General features: G+C 39.6%; 16 protein-coding genes. 10 read left to right on the top strand and 6 right to left on the bottom strand.

The window, feature by feature from the left end:
* Positions 1-11: 11 nt before the first annotated feature.
* Genes lpxA through H8B21_RS16795 form a run of 4 tightly spaced genes read right to left on the bottom strand, consistent with a single transcriptional unit; the run spans position 12 to position 4,563 of the window.
* Positions 12-809 carry an acyl-ACP--UDP-N-acetylglucosamine O-acyltransferase gene (lpxA, locus tag H8B21_RS16810; RefSeq protein ID WP_190315007.1) on the bottom strand — a complete coding sequence of 266 codons (798 nt, stop codon included), beginning with the start codon at positions 807-809 and terminating at the stop codon, positions 12-14.
* A gap of 1 nt (position 810) precedes the next feature.
* Positions 811-2,208, bottom strand: a complete 1,398-nt coding sequence (locus H8B21_RS16805) for a bifunctional UDP-3-O-[3-hydroxymyristoyl] N-acetylglucosamine deacetylase/3-hydroxyacyl-ACP dehydratase (protein ID WP_190315006.1) — start codon at positions 2,206-2,208, stop codon at positions 811-813.
* Between the two features lie 23 nt (positions 2,209-2,231).
* Complete coding sequence (gene lpxD, locus H8B21_RS16800; RefSeq protein WP_190315005.1) at positions 2,232-3,275, bottom strand: UDP-3-O-(3-hydroxymyristoyl)glucosamine N-acyltransferase; 1,044 nt, start codon at positions 3,273-3,275, stop codon at positions 2,232-2,234.
* A 34-nt stretch (positions 3,276-3,309) separates the two neighbouring features.
* Positions 3,310-4,563: an HD domain-containing protein gene (locus H8B21_RS16795; RefSeq protein WP_190315004.1), complete on the bottom strand. Its 1,254-nt coding sequence runs from the start codon at positions 4,561-4,563 to the stop codon at positions 3,310-3,312.
* 149 nt (positions 4,564-4,712) lie between these two features.
* Here H8B21_RS16795 and porX point away from each other — a divergent pair, with 149 nt between their 5' ends.
* The 6 genes from porX to H8B21_RS16765 all read left to right on the top strand — a co-directional run bounded on the left by porX (position 4,713) and on the right by H8B21_RS16765 (position 9,927).
* Entirely contained in the window at positions 4,713-6,266 is a 1,554-nt protein-coding gene (porX, locus tag H8B21_RS16790) for a T9SS response regulator signal transducer PorX (RefSeq protein WP_190315195.1), read from the top strand.
* A gap of 18 nt (positions 6,267-6,284) precedes the next feature.
* Complete coding sequence (gene tsaE / locus H8B21_RS16785; RefSeq protein WP_190315003.1) at positions 6,285-6,695, top strand: tRNA (adenosine(37)-N6)-threonylcarbamoyltransferase complex ATPase subunit type 1 TsaE; 411 nt, start codon at positions 6,285-6,287, stop codon at positions 6,693-6,695.
* Positions 6,696-6,769: 74 nt separating this feature from the next.
* Entirely contained in the window at positions 6,770-7,306 is a 537-nt protein-coding gene (locus H8B21_RS16780; RefSeq protein ID WP_190315002.1) for an RNA polymerase sigma factor, read from the top strand.
* Positions 7,303-8,052 carry a hypothetical protein gene (locus H8B21_RS16775; protein ID WP_190315001.1) on the top strand — a complete coding sequence of 250 codons (750 nt, stop codon included), beginning with the start codon at positions 7,303-7,305 and terminating at the stop codon, positions 8,050-8,052. The genes H8B21_RS16780 and H8B21_RS16775 overlap by 4 nt, the downstream gene beginning before the upstream one ends.
* 6 nt (positions 8,053-8,058) lie before the next feature.
* Positions 8,059-8,847, top strand: a complete 789-nt coding sequence (locus tag H8B21_RS16770) for an outer membrane beta-barrel protein (protein ID WP_190315000.1) — start codon at positions 8,059-8,061, stop codon at positions 8,845-8,847.
* A 33-nt stretch (positions 8,848-8,880) separates the two neighbouring features.
* Positions 8,881-9,927 carry an ABC transporter ATP-binding protein gene (locus tag H8B21_RS16765; protein WP_190314999.1) on the top strand — a complete coding sequence of 349 codons (1,047 nt, stop codon included), beginning with the start codon at positions 8,881-8,883 and terminating at the stop codon, positions 9,925-9,927.
* A gap of 45 nt (positions 9,928-9,972) precedes the next feature.
* Here H8B21_RS16765 and H8B21_RS16760 read toward each other — a convergent pair whose 3' ends face one another.
* Together H8B21_RS16760 and H8B21_RS16755 are read right to left on the bottom strand one after the other, a co-directional pair.
* Entirely contained in the window at positions 9,973-10,815 is an 843-nt protein-coding gene (locus tag H8B21_RS16760) for an alpha/beta hydrolase (RefSeq protein WP_190314997.1), read from the bottom strand.
* 4 nt (positions 10,816-10,819) lie between these two features.
* On the bottom strand, positions 10,820-12,031 hold the full coding sequence (locus H8B21_RS16755; protein ID WP_190314995.1) for an alanine dehydrogenase: 1,212 nt from the start codon (positions 12,029-12,031) through the stop codon (positions 10,820-10,822).
* A 119-nt stretch (positions 12,032-12,150) separates the two neighbouring features.
* Here H8B21_RS16755 and H8B21_RS16750 point away from each other — a divergent pair, with 119 nt between their 5' ends.
* The 4 genes from H8B21_RS16750 (at position 12,151) to H8B21_RS16735 (ending at position 16,226) form a co-directional block, all read left to right on the top strand.
* Entirely contained in the window at positions 12,151-14,076 is a 1,926-nt protein-coding gene (locus H8B21_RS16750) for a polysaccharide biosynthesis protein (protein ID WP_190314994.1), read from the top strand.
* Between the two features lie 158 nt (positions 14,077-14,234).
* Positions 14,235-14,906, top strand: a complete 672-nt coding sequence (locus tag H8B21_RS16745) for a tetratricopeptide repeat protein (RefSeq protein WP_190314992.1) — start codon at positions 14,235-14,237, stop codon at positions 14,904-14,906.
* 70 nt (positions 14,907-14,976) lie between these two features.
* Positions 14,977-15,465: a 6,7-dimethyl-8-ribityllumazine synthase gene (gene ribH / locus H8B21_RS16740; protein WP_190314990.1), complete on the top strand. Its 489-nt coding sequence runs from the start codon at positions 14,977-14,979 to the stop codon at positions 15,463-15,465.
* A 35-nt stretch (positions 15,466-15,500) separates the two neighbouring features.
* A complete protein-coding gene (locus tag H8B21_RS16735) occupies positions 15,501-16,226 on the top strand; it encodes a hypothetical protein (protein WP_190314989.1) in 726 nt (241 codons plus the stop codon).
* Positions 16,227-16,239: the final 13 nt, after the last annotated feature.

Genomic DNA, 16,239 nt, shown 5'->3' with positions numbered 1-16,239 from the left:
TAAGTGCTTTTTTAAAGTGTGGAGGTTCTTCCCTGATTAAAACCCTTAATTACGCCTCGATTGGAATTACGTACAAAAGAAAGTATTTCATCACGCAATTCTGTCGGTGTGAATTCCGCTTCGACTAAATCCAGTGCTTTTGTCAGATTGCGGTGCTGTACAAATAATACGCGGTAGATATCCTGTATTTCTGTAATTTCTTCCGTGCTAAATCCTCTACGACGTAGTCCAACGGAATTAATACCAGCATAAGCAATGGGCTCCCTTGCCGCTTTTATAAATGGTGGCACATCTTTTCTCACCAACGTACCCCCTGTTACAAAGGCATGCGATCCGATTTTACAAAATTGATGTACCGCGACCATCCCTGCGAGAACAACATAGTCTCCAACAGTAATGTGCCCCGCCAGTGTACTGGAGTTAGAGAAGATACAATTATCTCCTACTAAACAATCATGGGCGATATGGCTATACGCCTGGATAAGGCAATTTTTCCCAATTACCGTTTTGTATCGGTCCTTTGTACCTCGGTTGATAGTCACACATTCCCGAATTGTTGTATTGTCTCCAATCTCGGCAGTCGTAATCTCGCCTTCGAATTTTAAATCCTGTGGCTCACCCGAGATAACAGATCCTGGAAAAATGCGGCAGTTCTTTCCAATGCGGGCTCCATTCATGATGGTAACATTGGACCCAATCCAAGTACCCTCTCCAATTTCTACGTCCCGATGGATGGTGGAGAACGGTTCTACCACCACGTTTTGTGCTATCTTAGCTTCGGGATGTATGTATGATAACGGTTGTATCATGCTAATTACCTTTTACTTTTACAATTTGAGCCATAAGCTCCGCTTCACTCACTACCTTGTCGCCTACCATGCCTACCCCCTTCATTCTGGCAATTCCCCGACGAATAGGTTCCAGCAACTCACAACTGAAAATAATCGTATCACCGGGAGTCACTTGATTCTTAAAACGAGCATTTTCTATTTTTAGGAACAGTGTAAGCCAATTTTCTGGATCAGGAACTGTATTTAGCACCAAAATACCTCCTGTTTGTGCCATGGCTTCAATCTGTAATACTCCTGGGAATACTGGAGCTTCGGGAAAATGTCCCATAAAAATGTCTTCATTCATCGTAACGTTTTTTAACCCTACGACATGTGTTTCTGACAACTCTAAAATTTTATCGACCATCAACATCGGTTGACGATGCGGTAATATCTTCATGATTTGCACCGTATCGTAAACCGGTGTCATATTCGGATCGTAAACTTTTAAGTTTTTACGATTCTTATCTTTCTTGATTTGTGCTTTTATTTTCTTCGCGAAAGCAGCATTCGCAGCATGTCCCGGACGGGCAGCCATAATATGTCCTTTCAAAGGACGTCCAACTAATGCTAGGTCACCGATCATATCCAACAATTTATGTCGTGCGGGCTCATTTTGGTAACGCAATTGGATATTATCCAAAATTCCTTCGCTAGCAACTTCCACCGATTTGTTAAATAATCCCGATAATTTATCCAACTCTTCTTTACTTACCTCTTTATCCACAATAACGATAGCATTAGATAGATCTCCTCCTTTGATTAAATTATGGTTAACCAAACTTTCTAATTCATGTAAGAAGCAGAATGTCCTTGAGCCAGAAATTTCATTCTTGAATTCCGTAATATTGCTGATAGAGGCATGTTGGCTACCTAGTACAGGAGAATTAAAATCAATCATACAAGTCAAGCGATAGCCATCCAAGGGCATCGCGATAATCTCAACTTTTCTATCTTTCTCCACGTAAACGATATTGTCCTGGATTTCGTAGTAGTCTCTATCCGCTTCTTGATCTATAAAGCCAGCTTCTACTAACTTCTCTACAAAAATCCTGGAGCTACCATCTAAAATAGGAACTTCCGGACCATCTATTTCAATTAGAACATTATCGATCTGAAGTCCAACTAAAGCAGCCATTAGGTGTTCTATAGTACTGATCGATGCTCCATTTTGGGTAATGGTCGTACCACGTGATGTATCAGACACATTATCTGCATCCACGGCGACGATCGGTCCACCTTCCAGATCTACTCTTTTAAATTTATACCAATGAAATTCAGGTGCAGGTTTAATCGTTACGTTCACGGCTTTACCTGTATGCAGTCCTATTCCTGAAATGGATATTTCAGATTGTATCGTCCTCTGTTTTACATTCATATCTAACATTCTATTTAGGAAATTTATCGAGTTTCGTTATCGAGTTCTTTCAGACGGGCTTCCAGTTCAGCAACACGTTGCTCCAATACGGGCAGCCTGCTGTAGATAACTTGCGAGCGCAAGTTACTGTTATAGGGCATAGCAGGACTCCCTCCCCATTTTTTATTTTCTTGGTCAATAGATCTATTTATGCCCGATTGAGCTTGAATCTGTGATCCCGTCGCTACTTGAATATGGCCTACTACACCTACCTGTCCGCCTAAGACTACATTCTCCCCAATCTTCGTACTTCCGGAAATACCTGTTTGTGCTGCCGCTACGGTATTGGCACCAATTTCTACATTATGGGCTATCTGTATAAGGTTATCCAATTTCACGCCTTTACGAATGGTCGTGGAACCAAGTGTGGCGCGGTCTATTACGGTATTAGCACCTACCTCTACATTATCTTCAATAACAACATTTCCAATCTGGGGCACTTTACTGTAAGTACCATCTTTTTGTGGTGCAAAACCAAACCCGTCACTACCTACTATCACCCCACTATGAAGCACAACATTATCTCCAATTTTACTATCGTAATAAATTCTAACTCCGGGATAAACCACCGTATTATCCCCAATAGTAACGCCATCTCCAATGTATACTTGAGGGTATATCTTCACCCGATTACCAATTATAACATCTCGTCCAATATAGGAAAAAGCACCTAAATATAGATCTTGCCCTATGTTTGCCGATTCATGGATGTAAGAAGGCTCTTCGATTCCGCTCCGTTCTTTACGTAATTGATCATAGATACGCAAAAGCTCTGAAAAAGCTGAGTATGCATCTTTTACACGGATTAAACTAATTTTAACGGGTTTAATCAACTGCAGGTCCTGATTAACGATAACGACGGACGCTTTCGTTTCATAAAGGAAGTGTTCGTATTTGGGATTTGACAAAAAAGCCAGTGCCCCCTCGTCACCCTCTTCAATCTTAGCCAATTGATTTACAAGGACATCAGGATTGCCTTCAACGTATCCGTTTAATAATGTTGCTATTTGATTTGCAGTAAATTGCATCTTACAAATGTATACTTTTTATTACTATTTTTCTTTAGAAATTATTCCCCTCATCCAGCGGATGTCCTATTTCCTTTGGATAGGAAATGGCAAACTTAACCACACGTTTTGCCAATGCTTCTATATTAGAAACATCAGAGGCTTCCGTAATGTCCTGAACATAACCTCTGTTATTGATGATTTTAATATTATTATGCTGTATGTCATAGGCGCTGTTTTGAATGACTTGTACATACACGAAGTAGTCCACTTCGTTTTCTTCCAAATCAAAATAAGCTTTCACTTTTTCCCGTACTAAATCTACTTCCGTTTCCAAAAAAGGCGTATTTCTAAGTTCTGTGCGCGGAAGGTCTCTGTTCATTAATTTTCGACAAAGCGTACTCAATATTTCGTCTTCCTCATACACCCATTCTTTCAAAGCCGACATGATATCTGTATCGTCTAAACGGGTAAACCAATCTAAATGGCGAGTATCTTCCAAAAAATTACGGTGATTAATTTTATTTGTTAAAAAATGGCTTAAAGCCGTTGTCGCAAATAAAGTACGTCCTTGTGTCGCCAATTCTTTAGCACGATACAGAATCTTAATAAGTATCTGTTCTGCACTTATAACTGTTTTATGTAAATAAACTTGCCAATACATAAGGCGCCGAGCAATCAAGAATTTTTCAATGGAATAGATTCCCTTTGCTTCCACGACTAGCTCACCCTGCTGTACATTAAGCATGGTGATGATACGGTCAAAGGAAATAACGCCTTCCGACACACCAGTAAAAAAACTATCCCGATTGAGATAATCCATACGATCCATGTCCAGTTGACTAGAAACTAATTGATGAAAAAACTTTCTGGGATACTGATCGTTAAAAATAGTAATCGCCAAGGACAGTCTGCCATCGAACTCTTCGTTCAATTTATCCATTAATAACGACGAAAGCATTTCATGGGACACGCCCTCAATAAGCGTATGTTCTAATGAATGCGAAAACGGCCCATGGCCAATATCATGCAACAATATCGCGATCAAAACAGCTTCTTCCTCTTCGGTGCTGATGGATATATTTTTATTACGAAGTGTGTCAATTGCCAACGACATGAGATGCATGGCGCCAATGACGTGTTGGAAACGCGTGTGAAGTGCCCCCGGATACACCAAATGCGTCATGCTCACTTGTTTGATATAACGCAGTCTTTGCAAGTACGGGTGTTGAATAAGATCGAAAATAAAAGCCGACGGAATAGTGACAAATCCGTATACTGGGTCATTAATTATTTTTTTCTTATTCAACTTTAAGCTACGATTTATATTATTATATTTAAATTCCTCTACTAAAAAGTCCTTAATGGCGGAAGAGATACGTGCCTTTAGCGCTTTCGGATGTCTAAATTAAGCGCAAAGATAAGGAGAATGAAGTTAATTAATGTTAAAAATAAATGATACAGAAGATACATATATTGTGGGCTGATGACGAAATTGAATTTTTAAGGCCTCATATTCTATTATTGGAAGAGAGAGGTTATCGGGTTAAAACCGTTAATAACGGTAACGACGCAGTGGATGCTTTTCAAAACGAACCTTTTGATCTGGTTTTTCTTGATGAGAATATGCCGGGTAAAACCGGATTGGAGACACTTGCTATATTGAAAACTATCAACCCAACTATTCCTACTGTATTGGTAACAAAGAATGAAGAGGAACATCTGATGGAAGATGCGATTGGTTCTAAAATTGATGATTATCTGATAAAACCCGTCAATCCCAAGCAGATCGTCTTGACGATAAAAAAGTTCACCGAAAATAAACGTTTGGTCAGCGAAAAAACCTCCATGGCTTATCAGCAAGAGTTCCGAAACCTAGGAATGACCATTAATGACGATTTAGATTATAAACAGTGGATTGAGGCTTATCGCAAACTGATCTATTGGGAACTTTCATTGCAAAAGTTGGAGGATGTTGGCATGCACGAGATTCTTACGATGCAAAAGGCAGATGCCAACACCCTTTTCTCGAAGTTTATAGAAAAGAATTATATAAATTGGATACAAAACAAGGAAGAAGGCCCGATCCAGTCACATCAATTATTTAAGAATAAGGTATTTCCCAAATTAGACAAGGAGCGACCTACTTTTTTCTTCTTGATTGATAACTTACGCTACGACCAATGGAAAGTAATCAACGAAATCATAACAGATTATTACAGACTGGAGGAGGAAGACGCCTATTACAGCATCTTGCCTACGGCTACCCAATATGCAAGAAATGCTATTTTTAGCGGTCTAACTCCCTTAGAAATGGAGAAAAGATTTCCCGACCTTTGGCAAAATGATGATGATGAGGGGGGAAAAAACTTATATGAAGATAAATTTTTAGCTGATCAGATCAACCGCATCTATCGTCGGGATTTAAAACATTCCTATCATAAAATAATCACATTAAACCAAGGTAGGGAGGTCGTTGAATCGCTGAACAACCTCATGCAAAACGATCTAAATGTCTTGGTTTACAACTTTGTCGATATGCTTTCGCATGCGCGAACAGATATGGCGATGATCCGGGAATTGGCAAACGACGAAAGGGCTTACCGTTCGTTAACGTTATCTTGGTTTGAGCATTCTCCATTATTAGATGCTTTAAAATGGCTTGCACAGCGAAATGTACGCGTTATCATTACAACCGACCATGGCACGATACGGGTGAAGAAACCAAGTAAGATTATTGGTGATAGAAATACGAACACGAACTTGCGGTATAAACAGGGAAGAAATTTGAACTATAAAAACAAAGAAGTATTTGTGATTAAAAACCCATATGACGCACAACTTCCGAAGCTTCATGTAAGCTCTGCATTTGTGTTTGCCAAGGATGATTATTTCTTTGTTTATCCGAACAACTACAATCATTTCGTCAACTATTATAACGAAACTTTTCAGCACGGGGGGATCTCCTTGGAAGAGATGATTATTCCGTATGCGGTTTATACACCCAAATAATACTTTTGAATTACTATAATGAACATCACAGTAAACAATCTTCAAGAATTAGATGCTGCTGCAAAGCAAATACTATCTAGTTTTCCAAACGATAGGATTTTTTTGCTTTATGGTGACATGGGTGCGGGGAAGACAACATTTGTCAGCTCGTTGTGTAAGGCTTTGGGTGTATCTGATAGTACCAGCAGTCCTACATTCTCCATCGTTAATGAATATAGTTCTCCCCAGGGTGCGATATATCATTTTGATTTCTATCGTTTAAAACATGAAGAAGAAGCATTAGATATGGGATACGAGGAATATTTTTACACAGATGCCTATTGCTTTGTAGAATGGCCAGAAAAAATCCCCAATCTCCTTCCGGAAGAGTCTCGGCAGATAACGCTTACCGTTACTTCACCAAGCAGCAGAACCATCGTTATAAAATAATTTTTCTTCTTCATGCAACCTTTCTACAACCACCATCGTCTTTTTAACAAAGACTAATCTGAAAATTGGATAACATGAATTTAGATACCTTATGGAATGCCTGTCTAGCGGGAAACCGCAAAGCACAGTTTCAATTGTATCAAACTTTATCCGGTCGAATGTTTAGTGTGTGTTTACGGTATGCACAAAATGAATCAGAAGCAGAGGAAATCCTCCAAGCGGGATTCATCAAGGTGTTTACAAAAGGACAGTTGTTTGACAACAAGGGCTCATTAGAAGGGTGGATTCGCAAAATCATGGTCAACACAGCGATTGAACTACATCGGAATAAGAGCAGACATTATTTTGAGCCGCTTACGCAGGATTACCCAATGGCAGATAGTCGCTCGGAGAGCGATGAAAACTTGCGGTATAAAGATCTGTTGGCAATGATAACAGCGCTCCCTTTGGGTTATCGAACGGTCTTTAACTTATATGTGATTGAGGGCTACTCACACAAGGAGATTTCAGCTATGCTCTCCATTAGTGAGGGTAATTCCAAATCACAGCTGTCCAGGGCAAGACAGTGGCTTAAAGAGAAATTGATGAAAATTGAAAATATCGGGTTATGAACGATAAAGAACTAGACGAATTATTCAAGGAGCAACTGAGCAATCATACCGCGCCGCCAAGGGAGGATATCTGGCATCAGATAGAAGGGCAACTGGAGCAAGAAAAGATCATTCCTGTCAAAAAAGTTAGTTGGATAGGTTATGCTGCAATGGCTATTGGGTGTCTTGGCTTGATCGCATTATTATATATTATTATGCAGTCTACACCTGCAGGTGATATACCAACCATGGCACAAAACGAGGTATCGACAACGCCGACAAATACTGCGCAAGAATCCTCCATACCAGTTCAACCTGTTGATCCTGTAATAAAAGGATATACGGAGCAATCAGAACAAGAGGTAACGAAGATACAAGCGTCTGTGCAGAGTGCTTCCAGGCTCAAACAAAAAAATCCCGTTAGCAAACCGGAAGAACGCCATCTGGAACTCGTGGAGCTCAAACCTGCCGGTGTTTCACCATCCCTTACAGCCGGTCTTAATATAGATGACAAAGCACCGCAGGAGTATGCTGTCAGTGTACCGCCTATCGCTCCACTAATTGATAGTCCGGAAACAGAAGAAAGTATGCTTGCTTCTAGTCGAAAACCGGCCGAAGGTATCGTGCCCGGTATCTTGAACAAAATATCAGATGCGTTAAACCCTACTGATAACACAACCATTCAATTCAGTAAAGATGAAGAAGGGTTTCTTCGTCTCGATATAGTCAATAGTTTAGTGAAAAACCGTAGTAAAAAAAGAAGATAATCTATTATGAAAAAGAATTTATTATTTACAGGATTAATCGGTATAACGTTACTTTTCTCCGTACAACATTCTTTTGCCCAAGAAGACGAAAGCGATGATACGCTCACCAGAAAAATCGATCTCGAGCCAACTTTAGGAAAAAAAGACTATGACGACCATGGCAACGTAATCAAATATCCTCGTGTATTTGGCGGTCTTACCTTTACCCGGATAGATTGGGGGTTTTCACGTCTTATGGACGACGGTAGCTTTACATTAGGAGAAGAAAATCAATTTTTGAAATACAAGAAAGCATCTAATTTTGGATTCGATATTGCCCAATTCGGTGTTCGTTTCAACGATGCTTTCAAAATGTATGTATCTGCAGGCTTCGAATGGAATTACCTTCGGTTAAAAAATGATATTATTCTAGACACGGAAGCAACCCCATTGGCTTATAGTCCGTCTGATATCACCTATAAAAAGAATATATTTACCTCTACCTATCTTCGCACACCATTAAGTTTCGAATGGCGGGGACGCAGAAATCATCATGGACACCGACCCAAAATTGCCTTTGGTGCCATGACGGGTATTCTGCTCAAAGGAACACAGCGACTCAAAAGTGAAGAACATGGCAAACAAAAGTTCAAGGATAACTATAATTTGGCAAGCTTTCAATATGGCGCATTCGCAAGGATAGGTTTTGGATCATTGGGTGTTTTCGCTAAATATTATATGAATGATATGTTCGAAAATAGTCCTAATCAAGAGAACTTAAATAATTTGACTTTTGGATTGACGTTAGGGTTTTAATACTTTTGTGCCACACAAGATTCAAGATTCTCTATGGCGCAACAAACCTCTTCTTGTCAATATATCCCGAATGACCAACAAAAGGTAGGGCTGCCTCTTATTTATGGCGAAAACCTTTCGCACGCTTTTCAGGCGAAGCGGGAAGTTATTGCAGTCAATAAGGTTGATTTTGGTATACGTGAGGGAAAGATTACAGCGATCATCGGAGAATCAGGAAGTGGTAAAAGCACATTATTAAAACTTATCTACGGCCTATTAGAACCTTCATCGGGAGAAGTTCGCTACCGCGGGTGGTTGGTTCCCACACGTAAAGATAAACTTATTCCTGGGCACGATGCTATGAAGTTCGTATCACAGGGGTTTGATGATCTAAATCTGTATGCAAAAGTTTGGGATAATGTCGCTTCTCAATTACCTAACACCAATCTTTCGCTGAAAGAGTCTAAGACACGTGAAACGTTAAATAGGCTAAAGATTCTTCATCTTGACCAGCAACGGGTAGCTGATTTGAGTGGTGGGGAAAAGCAACGAGTGGCTATTGCACGTGCTTTAGTAAACGAGCCGGAGGTACTCCTCATGGATGAACCGTTTAACCAAGTAGATGCAGCGTTTCGAGATGCGTTGCAACAAGACATTCGGCAAATCGTAGAAGATACTGGCCTTACCATACTTTTGGTCTCTCATGATCCCACGGAGGTTCTTGCCCTGTCCGATGAACTTATTGTCATGAAAAACGCAAAGATAATTGAGCAGGGTTCTCCTACAAAGCTTTATTACGAACCGACCCACAGTTACACAGCACAGCTGCTTGCAAAAAGTAATATCTTATCTTCGAACCAAGCTGCCCTCATGGGCATTTCATCAAACCATACGATTGGAATCCATCAAGAAGATGTGTCCTTCGAAGAAAATCCGCAAGGGACATTTCATGTGAAAGACATACGTTTTCGTGGGTTTTATAAGGAATTGATATTGAGCAACGGACAGCTTACTTTGCATGCTATTTTATACCCGTTGTCCAAGATTGCCATTGGCAGTAAAGTAAATATTAGTATTACAAAATATATTACATTCGATTAAGGCTACCTATTCTGCTTCTAATGTGGTTTCGATGAGTTTCTTTAATCATTTCAAATCTTTTAACCAAGTAAACATGACTTCTGACCATTTTCTAGCGTCGGTTTTGTTATGTAGGCCAAAACCGTGCCCACCCGTATTGTAAATAAACATATCATTGATTACTCCCACCCTGTCCAACGCTTCTTTGTAACGTAATGCATTGGCAACAGGTACTGCTTTATCATCTTCGGCATGTACCAAAAAGGTAGGTGGAGTTTTCGTGGATACCTGCTTCTCCAAAGAGAAATATAATAGATCATCCGAATGAGGTTGCTCACCTATCAAGTTTTTCTTCGACCCCTTGTGTGTAATCTCATCATCCATCGAAATGACAGGATAGACCAATACTGAAAAATCAGGTGCTAAATCAATAGCATGCTGATTCTCAATTTTCACGTCATCAAAATGATTTGATAATGATGATGCTAAGTGACCTCCTGCTGAAAACCCTATTACCCCAATCTTATCGAAGTCATAATGCTCTCTAATATATTGCATACCACGTTGCGCATCCTGTAAAGGCCCTATCTTCCGTATTTCCATATACTCATCTTTAGGCAAGCGATAATACAGTACAAAAGCACTATAACCCTCCTCATTAAACGCCTTGGCTATTTCATGCCCTTCGTGATTAATGGCCACATGGGAGTATCCCCCTCCTGGGATCACCAATACAGCCTGTTTGGCGCTAGGCAACTCATATTTATACAAAACGGGGATGTTTTCCTCTTCTAAATCTTCCGCAGATTTCGTCGCATTGGGGATTTCGGCATATAGTGCAACCTTCTCCTGTGCTAGCGTATAATAATTTAATAACACCACAAATAGTATAGAATAAATAAATTTCATTTTTTTATTGATTAGCTACGATAATTAAATCCAGGTCTTTCGATGGCAAGTTAAACTTTTCCGCAATGTCTTTATTCGTTAACATTCCTTGATAAAGATAAATTGCGCTACGAATGCATTTATCAGACCATATCATATTGTTCATGCCTCCACATTCTCCGATTTGTAGAAGCAGGGGTGTCATAATATTCGTAAGGGCGTAGGTCGCAGTACGTGCCACACGCGATGCAATATTAGGAACACAATAGTGTATTACATCATATTTTCTGAATACCGGTTTGTCATGCGTAGTCACCTCAGATGTTTCAAAACATCCGCCCTGATCGATACTCACATCTATAAGCACAGAATTCGGTTTCATTTTAGAAACAGTATCTTCCGAGATGATACAAGGAGAACGACCATTCGTTGCTCTCACGGCACCGATGACGACATCACAAGATCGAACTGCTTTGTTCAACACAATGGGTTGTATCACAGACGTAAAAACACGACTACCTACATTATTTTGCAGTCTGCGTAAGCGATATACGGAGCTATCAAATACTTTAACCTGGGCTCCGAGCGCAATAGCGGCACGAGCGGCGTACTCTCCTACTGTGCCTGCTCCAATGATGACCATTTCCGTAGGCGGGACTCCTGTAATACCTCCTAACATCAGCCCCTTTCCATCAAAAATGTTGCTAAGGTATTCTGCTGCGATAAGTACGGAGGTTGCACCTACAATTTCACTCATGGCACGTACAACGGTTAAATGTCCCCCTTCATCTTGTAAATATTCATAGGAAACAGCTGTGATTTGTTTTCGCATTAAAGCCTGTAATACGGGTAGTTTCATCAGCGAAGGCTGATGGGAGGACAGCAAAACCTGCTTATTTTTCATCATATTCACCTCTTCTAAGGTCGGGCTTGCGATTTTGATAACAATATCACATTGAAACACCTCCTGTTTATCGTGGCTAATTCTCGCGCCTTGTTCGCTATAATGTGTATCTAAAAAGTTTGAAGCCTCACCAGCTCCAGACTCAATGATGACCTCATGACCGTATTCGATAAGCAATGCAACAGATAACGGTGTTAGGGGTATTCGCTTTTCCTGAAATGATATTTCCTTCGGCACACCTATTTTTAGTGTGTGTCGACTTTTGCCCACACTTGCCATTGCTTCTTTCGGTTGAAATATCGCCTTATGGGCAATTTTTGACATATCGTTCATGCTACAATCACATCTGTTTTTTAAACTAGTGAATTTAGAGATTATTCTTGATATTTTGGGAATAAGATTCATAAATCCACTTTTTTTCATATTTTTACAGCCTATGTAAAAAATTGTTAATGCAAAAGTTTCCTGTTTTTAATCAAATTGGTATTGTTCCTAGATGGACCATTTTTATTTTTGACTTAGCCATTGCCGCTATTGCTTTTGTATTCGCTTACGGCTTGTTTCATTCGTTCGATATACAGGCGTATGCGCAATCACGCTTTGCCATCGAGTTGATTTATTGTTTAGGAATCACCTCTTTTTCTTTCCTGATTTTCAAACTCTACTCCGGCATTGTGCGTTATACCAGCGCCGTTGACTCCATTCGCATTCTGTCTACATTACTTTTTAACGTCATTATTCTGTTCGCCGTTAAATTGATTATGATTGCAAGCAACGCTCCGACACTCATCGCAACTAATGTCATCATTGTATATAGCTTGTTTGCTTTTACGGGTCTAACAACCTATCGAACATTGATTAAAATATTTTTCCAGTATAATAAAACAAAAGCTTCCGATAAGAAAAATGTTGTGGTATATGGTGCCGGTGATTTAGGTATAGCGGTGAAGCGTACATTTGACCATGATCTTAAGTCCAATAAATATATCGTTGCTTATCTCGATGATGATGAGACAAAAATCGGCAAATATATTGATGGTATTAAAATTTTCAGCTCAACGGATCTTGGCGGTCTGATTAATAGATTGGCTATTGATGAGTTGATTTTTGCTTCGCATAGAATCAGTACAGAAAAAAAGAACCAGGTCATTGATATATGTCTGGAGCAAAAGATAAACGTACTTACCCTCCCTCCTGTGAGCGAGATCATCAACGGTACGGTATCGCCCACGCAGATTACAAAAGTCAAAATCGAGGATTTATTGGAACGCGCTCCTATAAAACTGAAAAACGATTCCCTTTTAGAACAATTGAGGGGAAAACGTATTTTGGTGACAGGTGCCGCAGGTTCTATCGGCAGTGAAATTGCTAAACAACTAGGGCATTTCGAACCGCAGCTTATCATCTTATGTGATCAGGCAGAGTCTCCTTTACATAATCTACATCTAGACTTGCAGGAAAGATTTAAAGGGCAAGCTTATCAAGCTTTCATCGCTGATGTAAAAAACGAAGAACGAATGCGAACATTGTTTGAGACATTTAAACCTCAATATGTTTATCACGCAGCGGCTTATAAGCATGTGCCTATGATGGAAAACCATCCTATCGAAGGTGTGCGAACGAACGTGCTAGGCACGCGTACGTTAGCGAACCTAGCTGTTGAATTTGATGTATTAAAATTTGTTTTCGTTTCCACAGATAAAGCTGTCAATCCCACTAATGTCATGGGAGCAACCAAACGTATTGCCGAAATGTACGTGCAGGCCATGAACAACAATTTGTCAGAAAACCACCCAGATGCAAAGACCCGATTCATAACTACACGCTTCGGAAATGTTTTAGGTTCAAATGGTTCTGTTATCCCCCGTTTCCGGGAGCAAATAGAAAAAGGAGGCCCTCTTACGGTTACTCATCCCGAAATCACGCGTTATTTTATGACTATTCCCGAGGCCTGCCAACTGGTTATCGAAGCAGGATGCATGGGTAATGGAGGGGAGATATTCGTATTTGACATGGGAAAATCAGTCAAAATTGTGGATCTTGCGGAGAAAATGATTAAACTTTCGGGCTTTATTCCTTACCAAGATATTGACATTAAGTTTACCGGGTTACGTCCGGGTGAAAAACTGTATGAAGAATTACTCAACGATCTTGAAAATACGCTCCCTACCCACCACCAGAAAATTATGATTGCGAAGGTCCGGGAAAATAATTTTTCTTTAGTTAGCGAACAAATCAACCGTCTTTTTGAAAGAGTTAAAACAAACAATAATGTAGAGGTTGTTCGCCAGATGAAATCTATTGTACCTGAGTTTAAGAGCCAAAATTCCATTTACGAACAATTGGACGGTGAAATTACGCCCGCTACCAATGGATAGTAAAGCAAAATGCCTTATTGAAATTCATTTTTAAAATATAAAGGTTAGCATCGATGTGTACTATTGTTGATAAAAGACAGTAAAATACCACATAAAACTTGTAATAAAATTTTAAAAGTGTAATTTTGCGTTCCATATTTATTATACGATAATAACAAATGTCAAATAAAAACGTAAATCAAACTGAGCCTAAAAAAACATCAGGTTCTTTTTTTCAAGATAATCAAAAAAGCATAACCTTCATCGTCGGTGGTATTGTCCTTTTGATTTTGCTGTATTTAGGCTATCAGCGACTATACCTAGCCCCTCGCGCAGAAAAAGCGGCCAATCAACTGTATAAGGCAGAAGAATATGCGGCAATTGATTCTCTACAGGCCAAAGCCATTGAAGGCGATGGATCATTCTTAGGCTTCAAAGAAATTGCTGAAGAATATTCTAACACGAAATCTGCTAATATTGCAAACGCTTATTTGGGAGGATTGTACCTTCGCCAAGGGAATTTTCAAGAAGCTATAAAATACCTTCAAAAATATTCGGATACTGGAAGTGATATTTTAGATCCCTTGGTTACCGGATTAATTGGAGATGCCTACTCAGAATCCAAGGATTATAAAAGTGCTGCCAATCATTATAAAAAAGCGGCACAAAAAAGTAAAAATACATATACAACACCTTTATTTCTTAAAAAATTAGGTTTGGTATATGAAGCTTTGGAAGATTTCAAAAATGCAGAACAGACTTATCAATCTATCAAATCTGACTATCCAAATAGTCCCGAAGCGAACATGATAGATGGCCTTATAGCGCGCGTACAGGCAAAACAACAATAAGAAATAACTCATTAGGGTATACAGGCTGCTTATTTTTTGTAAGCAGCCTTTTTTATTTATCTTTGCCCCCATGTCTAGTAGCATGAAGAATTTGTCAGACTTCTCACATATTGAAGTTGGCAACGCGAAGGGGTTGAAATTCGCAGTCGTTGTTTCCCAGTGGAACGCACAAGTTACAGGAGCATTATTAGATGGCGCTCTGCAAGGTTTACAGCAACATGGTGCTGCAGAAGATGATATCGATATCATCCAGGTTCCGGGCAGTTATGAATTAATCTCTGGAGCTGATATAGCATTTCGCAACCAATCATTTGATGCCATAATATGTCTGGGTTGTGTCATTCAAGGCGAAACACGGCATTTTGATTTTATATGTGACGCCGTAGGCAACGGTATCGCTAATGTTGCTATCAAATATAATAAACCGGTTATATTTGGCGTATTAACAACAGATAACCTGGAACAGGCTTTGGATCGAGCAGGAGGAAAACATGGTAACAAGGGAGAAGAAGCCGCTATAACAGCAATCCAAATGGCACTTATCAGTAAAAGATACTAGTGATTGTTGCTTCACCTTAAAAATAGGAGTCAACTATGAGAACATTCCTAACCGCAATTATTATCGGTATCCTTTCCTTTTCGTGCGTAACTATACGTGCACAGGAGGAACAGGAAGCGGGTAAAATACTATTGAAAGGAATCGGAGGAAAGGACAAGTGGGATAGTACAAACTATATTCTATTCACAGCAAGTGGGAACGAAGCTAAATATTTTCAAAACGGCCGAAAATTCCTTATTAATACAAAGTCGGGACAGGCACGCTTCGAAGGCAAATCCTACGATGGAAACAACATTGTTGCACTGTTCAACTTTAAAACTGGAAAGCTATCTAAGTTTTTTGTCAATGGTAACGAGGTAAAACAGATGGGTTCTGAAACAAACGAGCTTTTTACCAAAATTAACGAGCAGTTTAAAAAAGATATTACTTTTCTTTTTTTACCTGCTTTAATTGAGCAACCCGAAACAAAAACAGGGAAAATATCTTCTAAGATTTTCAATGCGGAAAAATTACAATCACTTCCCTTTCAATTAAAAGGGGGATTGTCAGGCGAGGTATTGTTTAACGGCGAAACCGGATGGATTAAGCAGTTTGTCGATAAAGAGGGTCAAACCTACCTTGTAAATGGCTATAAAGACATTGGTGGAGGGTTATTTCTTCCCACTACCTTTAAGAACCTAGAGAACGGCGAAAGAAGCCTTTTATTCTCTACTGTAGCTGCATTTACGGAAATGGAAGAATCGAGATTTTCTACATTATAGCTACTCTGTTTTC

Origin of the sequence: Sphingobacterium chuzhouense, from assembly GCF_014692525.1 — a bacterium.
In the GTDB taxonomy this organism is placed as follows: domain Bacteria; phylum Bacteroidota; class Bacteroidia; order Sphingobacteriales; family Sphingobacteriaceae; genus Sphingobacterium; species Sphingobacterium chuzhouense.
The sequence above is the reverse complement of the archived record's forward strand: the minus strand, read 5'-3'. Positions and strand labels throughout refer to the sequence as shown.